The 11475-nt window shown below is 68.6% G+C and carries 11 protein-coding genes; 10 read left to right on the top strand and 1 reads right to left on the bottom strand.

The features are described 5' to 3' along the window. The first annotated feature begins 85 nt into the window (after positions 1-85). The 10 genes from LRS07_RS11935 (at position 86) to LRS07_RS11890 (ending at position 10312) form a co-directional block, all read left to right on the top strand. Entirely contained in the window at positions 86-1114 is a 1029-nt protein-coding gene (locus tag LRS07_RS11935) for a porin (RefSeq protein WP_260498258.1), read from the top strand. Positions 1115-1164: 50 nt separating this feature from the next. After that, on the top strand, positions 1165-2550 hold the full coding sequence (locus LRS07_RS11930) for an ABC transporter substrate-binding protein (protein WP_260498257.1): 1386 nt from the start codon (positions 1165-1167) through the stop codon (positions 2548-2550). A gap of 13 nt (positions 2551-2563) precedes the next feature. Then, positions 2564-3295 (top strand): ABC transporter ATP-binding protein, encoded by a 732-nt coding sequence (locus LRS07_RS11925; RefSeq protein ID WP_260498256.1) that lies wholly within the window; start codon positions 2564-2566, stop codon positions 3293-3295. Beyond that, entirely contained in the window at positions 3282-3995 is a 714-nt protein-coding gene (locus tag LRS07_RS11920) for an ABC transporter ATP-binding protein (protein ID WP_260498255.1), read from the top strand. Before LRS07_RS11925 ends, LRS07_RS11920 begins: the two co-directional genes overlap by 14 nt. A 39-nt stretch (positions 3996-4034) precedes the next feature. Continuing rightward, positions 4035-4853, top strand: a complete 819-nt coding sequence (locus LRS07_RS11915) for a branched-chain amino acid ABC transporter permease (protein ID WP_260498254.1) — start codon at positions 4035-4037, stop codon at positions 4851-4853. A gap of 20 nt (positions 4854-4873) precedes the next feature. Continuing rightward, on the top strand, positions 4874-5854 hold the full coding sequence (locus LRS07_RS11910; RefSeq protein WP_260498253.1) for a branched-chain amino acid ABC transporter permease: 981 nt from the start codon (positions 4874-4876) through the stop codon (positions 5852-5854). After that, on the top strand, positions 5851-6651 hold the full coding sequence (locus tag LRS07_RS11905) for an SDR family NAD(P)-dependent oxidoreductase (RefSeq protein ID WP_260498252.1): 801 nt from the start codon (positions 5851-5853) through the stop codon (positions 6649-6651). Before LRS07_RS11910 ends, LRS07_RS11905 begins: the two co-directional genes overlap by 4 nt. A 92-nt stretch (positions 6652-6743) precedes the next feature. Continuing rightward, entirely contained in the window at positions 6744-8222 is a 1479-nt protein-coding gene (locus LRS07_RS11900; RefSeq protein ID WP_260498251.1) for an aldehyde dehydrogenase family protein, read from the top strand. Continuing rightward, positions 8219-9859, top strand: a complete 1641-nt coding sequence (locus tag LRS07_RS11895; protein ID WP_260502104.1) for a GMC family oxidoreductase — start codon at positions 8219-8221, stop codon at positions 9857-9859. The genes LRS07_RS11900 and LRS07_RS11895 overlap by 4 nt, the downstream gene beginning before the upstream one ends. 9 nt (positions 9860-9868) lie before the next feature. Continuing rightward, positions 9869-10312 carry a hypothetical protein gene (locus tag LRS07_RS11890; RefSeq protein WP_260498250.1) on the top strand — a complete coding sequence of 148 codons (444 nt, stop codon included), beginning with the start codon at positions 9869-9871 and terminating at the stop codon, positions 10310-10312. A 15-nt stretch (positions 10313-10327) separates the two neighbouring features. Here LRS07_RS11890 and LRS07_RS11885 read toward each other — a convergent pair whose 3' ends face one another. Next, entirely contained in the window at positions 10328-11296 is a 969-nt protein-coding gene (locus LRS07_RS11885; RefSeq protein WP_260498249.1) for a helix-turn-helix domain-containing protein, read from the bottom strand. Positions 11297-11475 lie beyond the last annotated feature (179 nt).

Below are 11475 nucleotides of genomic sequence, written 5' to 3'. Positions count from 1 at the left end.
GGGGCAAGACGCCGAGGTGCCACCGACCTAGATTGCCGACACCGAACGCCGAAGCCCGGCGCGGCAACAACCACGGAGGCGCCTCATGAACGCAGCAGGACAAGAGCCGGCACACCCGGACATCATCGACGTCCGTCGACGATCGACGGCCACGCGCTCACAGGCGAGCCTTCAGGTGGCCGGGGCGCTGGCGCTTCTGTGCGCGACGGGTACCTCCTCGGCGCAATCGCAGGTGACCATCTGGGGCATCGTCGACCTCAACGTCGGTGTGTTGATCGGCAGCAAGGTCAAGAGCGAACAGACCGGCACCGCGAACCGCATCGGCTTCAAGGGCGAGGAAGACCTGGGCGCCGGCTGGAAGGCCTCCTTCGACCTCGAGCACCGCATCAACACCGACACCGGCAGCAACGAGGGCGCGTTCGGTTCGAAGTCGCCGGCGCCGTTCTGGTCCGGGCAGTCCGCCGTGGGTGTCGGGGGGCCGTTCGGCAAGGTGACCTTGGGTCGCCAGTACAGCGCCGCTGTTTGGTCGCAGATCGGCGTGGACCCCTGGTTCTGGGACACCGTGGCCGGCTCCTTCGGCACCACGGCGGGTGGCTTTGCCAACATTTGGTACAACGCCGCCGCGACCTACAGCTACGACCAGAGCGGCTTCAGCTTCAAGGCCCAGGTGGCGCAGAAGGAGAAGAACGCCTGGTTCGGTGGACCCACCGTCAAGACGCCGGCCAGCCTGGGATTGGGCTACCACGGTGGCGCGCGGAACCTGCAGTTCGGCCACGAACGGATGGCCGACGGCGTGGCGAAATGGACCACGCTGTCGGGCGGGTACGACTTCGGCATCCTCACCCTGCGCGGCTTGTTGGGCGACGGCACCAACCCGGGCAACCAGCCGGTGGCGGGCCGCTACCTCTCGGCGTCGGTTCCATTCGGGTCGAACACCTTGCACGTGTCGTGGGCCAACACCAAGACTGCGCATGTGAGCACCCTTGAAAAGGTCTCGCTGGGGCTGTATCACGCCTTGTCCAAGCGCACCCAGGTGTATGTCAACGTGGCCAACGACAGCAAGGTCGCTGCAAACAAGACCGGCTATCAAGCCGGCATCCGCCACAGCTTCTGAACCGCCCCGGTGGCCTGGATGCTCCACGCGTCGCGAGGGCACCCATCGTCATGCCGGACCACCGCCTGCGTCACGAGAGTGAGGAGACCATGAACATCCCCAAGACAAGCAAAACAACATCACGGCATTCCACCCCTGACGCGAAGCGGCGCACGCTGCTGAAGAGCGCCCTCCTGCCGGCCGGCGCGGCGGTGGCCAGCCTGCCGTTGGCGAACATCGCCAGCGCGCAAAGCCGTACGCTGAAGATCGGCATCGTCAGTCCGATCTCCGGCCCCGCCGCCGCGTTCGGCGAAACCGCCGAGTTCACGCACAAGGCGATGCAGAAGCTGTTTGCCAAGGGCTTGACGGTCGGAGGCAAGACCTACACGGTGGAGTTGCTGTTGCGGGACGGGCAGTCGACCGTGAACCGCTCCACCGCCGTCGCGTCGGAGTTGATGACGCGAGAACGGGTCGACATGCTGCTGTCGGACGCCGGCGAAACGCCGATCGGCGCGGGTCAGATGGCCAACGTCAACGGCACGCCGTTCGTCTCGACGATGATGCCGTCGGACGCCTTGCTCGGTGTGCGCGGCGGGCCCGACGCCTTCAGCAACAAGGGCAAGCCGTGGAACTTCCACTTCATGTTCAACGCCGGTGACATCGGCGCGGTCCAGCAGGCGCTGTGGGACAACCTGCTGGACAAGACCAACCGCAAGGTCGGCACTTGGTACGTGGACGCGCCGGCGTCGCGCGGCTTCGCCGACCCGCAACACGGCTTCTCGAGCACGTTCAAGTCGCGCAAGCTCACCGAAGTGCCGGGGGGCTTCTTCAAGCTCGAGACCGACGACTTCTCGAACCAGGTGTCGCTCTTCAAACGTGAGAACGCCGAGATCCTCAACGGGTTCGTCTTCGCGCCCCACTTCGCCACCTTCTGGCGTCAGGCCGCCCAGGCGGGCTACAAGCCCAATATCGTGACGATGGCGGGCGCCTTCCTGTTCCCGAGCGGCCTCGACGCGCTGGGTGACCGCGGCGACGGCATGTCCACCGAGATGTTCTGGTCGCCTCGACTGCCCTACACGTCCAGCCTCACCGGGCAGACGCCGCAGCAGATCGCCAACGAGTGGGAGCAGGCCACCGGCAGGCAGTGGACCTCGGTGCTCGGGTACGCACACGCCATCTACGAAGCGGGCTTCGCCGCGCTGAAGGCGTCGGGGGACCCGAAGGACAAGTCGGCCGTGCAGGCGGCCCTCATGAAGCTCAAGGTCGACACCGTCGTCGGAACGCTCGACTGGACGGGGGGCGACGTCAAGGGCCTGGCGAAGATCCCGTTGGCCGGTGGGCAGTGGCGCAAGGCGAAGACCGGCAAGTTCAAGTACGACTTGCTGGTGACGCACAACAAGACGGCGCCGAACTACCCCATCGAAGCCGAGACGAAACTCCTGACCGAACTGACCTGATCGCATCCCGCCGATGACCATCACATTGCGCGTCAGGGGTCTGTGCAAACGCTTCGGTGCCGTGGTGGTGGCCGACCAGATCGACTTCGATGTCGAGGCCGGCACCTGCTTGGGCGTCGTCGGCCCCAACGGCGCAGGCAAGACGACATTGTTCAACCTGCTCGACGGCAACGTCGCCGCCGACGCCGGGAGCATCGAACTGGAAGGGTGCGAGATCGGTGGCCTGCCACGGCATCGGCGCGCGCGCCTCGGTGTCGGCCGGGCGTTCCAGATCCCGCGCCCGTTCGCAGAACTGACGGTGTTCGAGAACGTGCTCGCAGCGGCTTGCTTCGGCGCCGGGCTGAGCCAGGCCGAGGGTGCGCAGGCGGCGTTGGACGTGATCGAACGGACCGGCCTGGCGGCACGCTGCGAACGGAAGGCCGGCTCGCTGACGCTGCTCGACCGAAAGCGGCTCGAACTGGCCAAGGCGATGGCGGTGAACGCCAAGGTGCTGCTGCTGGACGAGATCGCCGGTGGCCTGACCGACCGCGAGGTGCATGAGCTGGTGGACATCGTCCGCGGCCTCAAGGCCCGACACGCCATCGTCTGGATCGAGCACGTGGCGCACGCCCTCACCGCCACGGCCGACCGCATCATGGTGCTGCACTTCGGCCGCAAGCTGATCGAGGGCGACCCGCATGCGGTGATGCAGAGCCCGCAGGTGAGAGAGGTCTACATGGGGATCGCCGTCGATGCCGCTGCTTGAGGTCGATGCGCTGGAGGTGTTCTACCGCGACCTGCGGGCGGTTGCCGGTGTCTCGGTGCATGTGGATGAGGGCGAGCTCGTCGCCATCATCGGCGCCAACGGGGCCGGCAAGTCCACCCTGTTGCGCGCCCTGGCCGGTCTGCACCCGGCGCGCGCCGGCCGCGTCGTGCTGGCCGGCACCGACATCACGCGGCGGCGCGCCGACCTGATCGCGCGCAGCGGCGTGGCGCTGGTGCCGGAAGGCCGGCGCCTCTTCGCGTCGCTCAGCGTCGAGGAGAACCTGCTGATGGGCGGCATGGTCGGCCGCGCCGGCCCCTGGTCGCTCGAGGCCGTGTACCAGTTGTTCCCCGCGATGCGGGAGTTCCGCGCGCGCAGCCCGGCGCAGATCTCCGGCGGCCAGCAGCAGATGGTGGCGATCGGCCGCGCGCTGATGAGCAACCCGCGGCTGCTGCTGTGCGACGAGCTCTCGCTCGGCCTGGCGCCGAAGGTCATCGACGCCATCTACGCCTGCTTCAGCCACATCCGCGCCAGCGGCATCAGCATCTTGCTGGTGGAACAGGACGTGGTGCGGGCCCGGGCCGCCGCCGACCGCGTCTATTGCCTGCTCGAGGGCCGGGTCAGCCTGGAAGGGCCGGCCGCCGCGCTGACGGTCGAGCAGATCGCGCAAGCCTATTTCGGAGCGACGCATGCAGTGGGTTGAGACCGTCATCAACGGCCTGATGCTGGGGGGCTTTACGGCTTGTTTGGCATCGGCCTGGCGTTCGCGTTCGGCATCATGCGCATCGTCAACGTCGCGCATGGCGAGATCGTCGTGATGTCGGCCTACATCGGCATGACGCTGCTGGCCACGCTGCCGATCCCGCCGCTGCTGCTGGTGCTGCCGGTGGGCTTGATCTCCTTCGCGCTCGGCTGGGCCCTGCAGGGCGTGCTGCTCAACCGCGTGCTGTCCTCGGACCCGCTGCCGCCGATGCTGCTGACCTTCGGCCTGGCGATCGTGATCCGCAACGCCCTGGTGCAGATCTACGGCGCCGACGTGCGCGCGATCCAGGTCGGCGAACTGCAACTGGCCGGCGTGCCGGTCTTCGGCTTGACGATCGGCGTGTTCCCGCTGCTCGTGTTCGGGCTGGCACTGGCGCTGTACGCCGCGCTGCATTGGCTGATGGCGCGCACGGCGCTCGGGCGCATCCTGCGTGCCACCGCCGACGACCGCGAAGTGGTGCAGCTGTGCGGCGTGAACTGCCACCGCACGTACTGCGCGGCCATGGGGCTGGCGGTGGCGCTGTCGTCGATCGCCGGGCTGCTGATGGCGATGCGCAGTTCGATGTCGCCGTTCTCGGGCGCCGACCGGCTGCTGATCGCGTTCGAGACGGTGATCATCGGCGGGCTGGGCTCGATCTGGGGCACGCTGGCCGGCGGCCTGGTGCTCGGGGTGGCGCAGCTGGTCGGGCTCAAGCTGAACCCGAACTCCGGCATGTTGCTGGCGCACGGCGTGTTCTTCGTCCTGCTGCTGCTGATGCCGCGCGGCATCGCCGGCTGGCGCAAACGGGGTGCGCGATGAAGGCGTGGCCGCAGTGGCTGGTGGCCGCCGCGCTGTTGACCGCGCCGTGGTGGCTGGGCGGCGGCGAACAGCGCCTGCTGCTCGAGGTGATGGTGGTGCTCACCGTGGCCCAGATGTGGAACCTGCTGGCGGGCTACGCCGGGCTGGTGTCGTTCGGCCAACACGCCTTCATCGGCATTGGTGCGTACGCGGTCTACAAGGCCACCGAAGTGACCGGCTTGTCGCCGTATGCGCTGGTGCCGCTGGCGGGCGTGCTGTGCGGCGCGGTCGCACTGGCCGTCGCGCCGTTGCTGTTCCGGTTGCGCGACGCCTACTTCTCGATCGGCATGTGGGTGTTCGCCGAATGCGTGCGGCTGTACTTCTCGCAGTGGGAGTGGGTCGGGCGCTTCCAAGGGCTGACGCTGGCGCTGCCCGACGGGCTCGACCAGTCGCTGTTCATCCCGGTCGTCTGCACCCTGGCCGTGCTGCTCATGCTGGTCGGGCTGGGTGGCATGGTCGTCCTGCTGCGCTTGCGATACGGCCTCGGTCTGATGGCGGTCCGCGACAACGAGGACGCCGCGGCAAGCATCGGCCTCAGCGTCTGGCGATGCCGGCTGGTGGCGTTCGTGGTCTCGTCGACGATCACCGGCGCCTGCGGCGCGACGTACTACCTGTCGGTGCTGTACATCGAGCCTGGTGCCGCCTTCGACATGGACTGGCTGGTGAAGATGCTGTTCATCGTCATCGTCGGCGGGATCGGCACGATCGAGGGGCCGATCCTCGGCACGGTCGTGTACTTCGTGCTGCGCGAGTTGTTCAGCGACGCCGGCAGCTGGTACCTGATCCTGATGGGCGCGATCGCGATGGCGGTGATGCTGTTCGCGCCCAAGGGCCTGTGGGGCTGGCTGCACGACCGCTACGGCTGGTCGCTCTTTCCGGTGCGTCGCCAGCCGCCGCGAAGCAAACCAAGGCCTGCGCAGCCCGATCCCCCTGTTGAACTGTCCGCAAGGAAGACACCATGACCATTCACCTCCCCGGCCGCGTGGCCATCGTCACAGGGTCCAGTTCCGGCAACGGACGCGGCATCGCGCTGCGCCTGGCGCAAGACGGTGCGACGGTCGTCTGCGCGGACCTGCAGCCCCATCCGGTGGACAACGGGTACGAGGGCGACGCGACGGTCGACACCTGCGACTTGATCCGGCGCGCGGGCGGTCGTGCCGACTTCATCGCCACGGATGTCGCAGACACCGAGGCGGTGCGCGCGTTGATCTCGTCCACGGTGGAACGACATGGCCGGCTCGACGTCCTGGTCAACAACGCCGGCGTGTTCACAGGTCTGCACACCCTCGTCGACGAGACCGAGGAACAGTTCGATCGCACGATGCGGGTCAACGTCAAGGGCGTGTGGGCCGGGTGCAAATACGCGATCCGGCAGATGCTGACGCAGGAGCCTCTTGGGGGATCGCGCGGCCGGATCGTGAACATCGCCTCCATCGGAGGGCTGAAGGGGCTGCCCGCAGAGCCCGCCTACTGCGCCTCCAAGGGGGCCATCGTCAATTTCACTCGCCAGATCGCGCTCGATTTCGCGCCCCACCGCATCAATGCGAACGTGCTGTGTCCCGGCGCGGTGATGACCGCCATGCTGCGCCCCCTGGTGGAACACCCCGATCTCGAACCGCTGGTGCGCGCCAGTACGCCATGGCCGCGCTACGGCACGCCACAGGACATCGCCGCAGCCGTTGCCTGGTTGGCTTCGGACGACGCCGAGTGGATGACGGGCTCGGTGGTGTCGCTTGACGGGGGCGTGTCCTCGCACTGAGACGCCCTGAGGCGAACCGACCACCGTGTCGGCCGCCATTTCGACCCTGCGGGGTCGCTGCAGCCTGCGGTGGCTTACACCTGGACAAACCGATGACCACCCCCCTTGAACGTGCTCTCGAACTCGCCCGCAGCCCCTTCGGCCTGCTGATCGGCGGCCAGATCGTCCCCAGCCTGGACGGCCTCACCCTGCCGGTGATCGACCCCAGCACCGGTGCCGAAGTGACCCAGGTGCCCGGCGCCAGTGCACGCGACATCGACGCCGCCGTGCGCTCCGCCAAGGCCGCGCTCAAGGGCGACTGGCGCCGCGCCGCGCCGCGCGAGCGCGAGCGCCTGCTGCGCCGCCTGGCGGTGCTGGTGGACCGCCATCGCGAGGAACTGGCGCTGCTGGAAGCGCTGGACACCGGCAAGCCGCTGGGCCTGGCGCGCATGGTGGACGTCACCATCGCCGTCGAGTCCCTGGACTACTACGCCGGCTGGCCCACCAAGCTGACCGGGCGGACGCTGCCGGTCGGGGTGCCCGACATGCTGACCTACACGCGGCCGGAGCCCGCTGGCGTCAATGCGCAGATCATTCCCTGGAACTTCCCGATCTTCGACGCGGCCATGCGCATTGGCATGTCGTTGGCTGCCGGCTGCCCGCTGGTCCTGAAGGTTGCCGAGACCACGCCCTTGTCGGCGCTCTACCTGGCGCGCCTGGTGCAGGAGGCGGACCTCCCGCCGGGGGTGATCAACATCGTGCCGGGCCACGGCCATGATGCCGGTCGCGCCCTGGTGGAGCATCCCGATGTGGCGGTGATCGGCTTCACGGGCTCCACCGCCACCGGGCGCGAGATCGGCGCCCTGGCGTCGCGCCAGCTCAAGCGCGTGAGCCTGGAGCTGGGTGGCAAGACACCCAATGTGCTGTTCGACGATGCCGATCTGGAACAGGCCCTGCCCAATGCCGTGGGAGCGATCTTCTTCAACGCCGGACAGGTCTGCGGCGCGGGCAGCCGCCTGCTCGTGCACGAGAAGATCCATGACGCGGTGCTGGAGAAGATGTCGGCCATCGCCAACGGCTTCAAGGTCGGCTCGGCCTTCGCTGAAGGCATGGACATGGGTCCGCTGGTGTCGCAGGCGCAATACGACAAGGTGCGCGGCTACATCCGGAGCGGCGCCAACCAGGGCCGTCTCGCGGCCGGTGGGCTGGAGCGCCCCGCTGCGGCCGGCGAGGGCGGCTTCTTCGTCGCGCCGACCGTGCTGGCCGACCTGCCGGCCGACTCTCGCGTGATAGGCGAAGAGATCTTCGGCCCCGTGCTCGCGGTCGAGCGCTTTCGCGACCTCGACGACGCGCTCGCCAAGGCGAACGCCGGCCCCTACGGCCTGGCCGCCTCGGTGTGGACGGCCGACGGCCGCACCGCAACGCGTTTCGCCGACGGGATCAGGAGCGGCACCGTGTGGATCAACTGCTTCCATCAGTACGACATCGGGGTCCCCTGGGGCGGGGTCAAGGCCTCGGGCACCGGCCGCGAGCGCGGCGCCGCGTCGTTCGAGCACCTGCTCGACACGAAGGTGGTGTGGAGGCATGGATGAACCCGGAGGCCACCCATTCCGATGCCCTGGTCGACGTCGTGATCGTCGGCGCCGGCCCGAGCGGCGCGGTCTCGGCCAAGCGCTTCGCGCAGGCCGGCTTCTCGGTGGTCTGCCTTGAGCAGGGCGACTACCCCGACTACACCCTCACCCAGCACGAGGGCGAGGCATACGAACTGGCCCGCTGGCGGCACTTCGGCTGGAACCCGAACCAACGCCGCGCCGGCGCCGACTACCCGGTCAACGACGCCGAGTCCGACGTCTCCGCATTGATGTGGAACGGCGTCGGCGGCAGTTCGGTGCTCTATGCCGCCGCCTGGCATCGGCTGAAGCCGAGCGACTTTCGCGTGAGGAGCGTCGACGGGGTGGCCGACGACTGGCCGCTGTCGTACGCCGACCTGGCGCCCTTCTACGACCGCGTCGATGTGGACTTCTCGGTCTCCGGCGTGGGGGGCGACCCGGCCTCGCCGCACTTCGAGGTGCCGTTGCCGCCGTTCGCGTTCACCGAGGTCGAACGCAGGATGTTCGCCGCCTTCGACCGCCTGGGCTGGCACCTGTGGCCGGGATCGAACGCGATCGCCAGCGTCAAGCATGGCAACCTGCAACCCTGCGTGCGCCGCGGCGCCTGCATGTGGGCTTGTTTCGACGGTGCCAAGGCGTCGGTGGACCGCACCCATTGGCCGGCCTGCATCAAGCTCGGGGTCAAGCTGCGCACGAACTCTCGCGCGCTGCGGATCGAGCACGATGCGCAAGGCCTGGCCAGCGGCGTCACCTACAAGGACCGCAAGACGGGGCAGGTCCGCTTCCAGCCCGGCCGTCGGGTGGTGCTGGCGTGCAACGGCATCGGCACGCCGCGCCTGCTGCTCCATTCGAGGTCGACCCGTTTCCCCCATGGGCTGGCCAACACCTCGGGGCTGGTCGGCAAGCGGCTGATGATGCACCCGGTGAGCCTGGTCGGCGGCCTGTTCGAAGACTTCATCGGCGGCTGGGAGGGTCCGTTCGGCCAGCGCGCCTATTCACTGCAGTTCGCCGAGACGCAGGCCGGCCAGGACTTCGTGCGCGGCGCCAAGCTTCAGCTGATGGGTGGTGGCCCGCCGCTGGGCCACGTCGGCCCGTTTCCTTGGGGAACCGACGACGATTGGGGCCAGGGCTTCCATCGCCAGATCCGCCAGCGTTTCGGCCATTCGATGTTCTTCAGCATCCTGGCCGAAGACCTGCCCGACGAGGCGAATCGTGTGGAGCTCGACCCGACGCTGACCGATGACGACGGCATGCCGGCGCCCCGGCTGATCTATCGCGCGAGCGACAACACCCGCAGGCTGCTGGCTTTCAGCGAAGGCATGGCGCAACGGGCGCTGGTCGAAGCGGGCGCCTACCAAACCGTGGTGGCCCCGATCGTGCGCGACACCGGTTGGCACGTGCTCGGTTCCACCTGCATGGGCGAGGACCCGCGCCGCTCGGTGGTCGACGCCTGGGGCCGCTGTCACGACGTGCCGAATCTCTTCGTGTTCGACGGCAGCGTGATGCCCACCACCGGCTGCGTCAACCCCACCGGAACGATCGCCGCACTGGCGCTGCGCAACACCGAACAGGCGATCGCGCAGGCACAGACGCAACGCGGCAACGCCGCGCAGGCTTGAGGAGATGCGATGGAGCGACTGAAGCAAGACGTCCTGGAACGCCTGCACAGCCTCGACGCCCAGGTGCGCTGGGTGTGTGACGCGATGATCCCGGCCGACCCCGAGGGCCTGATGCCATCGGCGCGGGACGCCGGTGTGCCCGAGATCTTTCTGCCGCGCGCGCTGGCGTTGCGCGACGACTGGGCGGCGGCGTTCATCGCCGCGCTGGCCAGCCTGCCGCCGGAGGCGCCACGAGAACCGCTCGCGGCCATCCGCGCGCTCGACCCGCAGAGCTACTACATCGTCGGTCAGCTCGTCGCAGGTGCCTACTTCATGAACGCGCAGGTGCGCCAGGCGCTGCGCTACCCGGGCCAGCAGTCGCTGCACGACGAACCCGACTATGACGAGATCATGGCCGCGGCGGAGCGTGTGCAGGCGCGGGGCAGCGCCTATGTCGAACCCGGCCCCGGCTGACGCGCGGTCCGGCGATCAGCTGCTGCTCTGGCGCACGCCGGTCCGGCGGTAATGGGCGGGCGGCGCGCCGTAGCGCTCCTTGAAGAGCCGCGAAAAATGCGAGACGTCCTTGAAGCCCCACGTCAGGGCCACCTCGGTGACCGTGACCTGCCGGTTCGAGCCGGCCAACGCGGCCTCGCAGCGCACCAGCCGGCGCTCGCGAATCCAGCTGCTGACGGTGTGCCCCGAGTTCTCGAACAGCATGTGCAGCGTGCGCGGCGAGATTCGATGCGCCCGCGCGATGCTGCAGGGGCTCAGCGTCTCGTCCTCGAGGCAGCGCTCGATGTACTGCAGCACCTCCTTGAACAGGATGCCCTGCGGCTTCAACGTGTGCTGGGCACGCACCGACGCCACGGCCTTCGCCAGCACCTCCAGGGTGATGTCCATGGCCATCGACCGGTCACCGCGCGGAACGTTGTCGATGTTCTCGATGAAGTTGCGCAGGTAGCCGCGCACCAGCGGCCCGAGCCCGCTGCCGTGCTTGAAGTGGATGCCGGCGGCCGCCGTTCCCTGCGGGAACAGGCCACGCAGACGGACTTCGGGCACCAGCAGCGTGACCTTGTGCAAGGGATCGATCACCTCGAAACCCAGCGGCTGGCTGCTGTGCCAGGTGACGAAGTCGCCCGCCTCCAGGACGATCGATGAACGCCCGATCGCGCCGCTGCGGTCGAAGCCGACCTCTCGACCGGCGAGGATGCACACGATGGCCAGGTAGTCGCCGATGTCGTCCCTGGCCTGCGCGAAGCGCTGCCCCGCGCATGGGGGCATGCGGTGTTCCAGCACGTGGACGTCGCCCCAGTCACGGGCAACGCAGGCGAAGCCCGGATGCGCGTCGGGCGAGGCGCGCACCGTCCAGCCGAGATCCGACAGCCCGGCCCGCGCCGCCGCGTCGGGGGAGTGGCGACATACCTGGTCGCGATGGCCGACATGCGCGTCCTCCCTCACCGAGCGGGTGAATCGAGGCCGGGCGCCTTTGCGTCGACCGGGATCGCGCCCCCTGGGGCTGAAAGGCATCGCGGCGATCGATCACGGGCGCGCTCACGAGGGTCGGCGACGTTGGCGAGGGGCGGCATGGCTTGGGGGGATGGCGTGTTTGAGGCCGGCGCATGCTAGAGGCGGCCGCT

The organism is Aquabacterium sp. J223, from assembly GCF_024666615.1.
Taxonomy (GTDB): Bacteria; Pseudomonadota; Gammaproteobacteria; order Burkholderiales; family Burkholderiaceae_C; genus J223.
This window is presented reverse-complemented; position numbering and strand designations above follow the sequence as displayed.

Bases quoted from the DNA above. Each gene is read 5' to 3' on its own strand.
- LRS07_RS11900 (WP_260498251.1), top strand. From the start codon at position 6,744: ATGACCACCCCCCTTGAACGTGCTCTCGAACTCGCCCGCAGCCCCTTC.
- LRS07_RS11920 (WP_260498255.1), top strand. From the start codon at position 3,282: ATGCCGCTGCTTGAGGTCGATGCGCTGGAGGTGTTCTACCGCGACCTG.
- LRS07_RS11935 (WP_260498258.1), top strand. From the start codon at position 86: ATGAACGCAGCAGGACAAGAGCCGGCACACCCGGACATCATCGACGTC.
- LRS07_RS11895 (WP_260502104.1), top strand. From the start codon at position 8,219: ATGAACCCGGAGGCCACCCATTCCGATGCCCTGGTCGACGTCGTGATC.
- LRS07_RS11890 (WP_260498250.1), top strand. From the start codon at position 9,869: ATGGAGCGACTGAAGCAAGACGTCCTGGAACGCCTGCACAGCCTCGAC.
- LRS07_RS11925 (WP_260498256.1), top strand. From the start codon at position 2,564: ATGACCATCACATTGCGCGTCAGGGGTCTGTGCAAACGCTTCGGTGCC.
- LRS07_RS11930 (WP_260498257.1), top strand. From the start codon at position 1,165: ATGCCGGACCACCGCCTGCGTCACGAGAGTGAGGAGACCATGAACATC.
- LRS07_RS11905 (WP_260498252.1), top strand. From the start codon at position 5,851: ATGACCATTCACCTCCCCGGCCGCGTGGCCATCGTCACAGGGTCCAGT.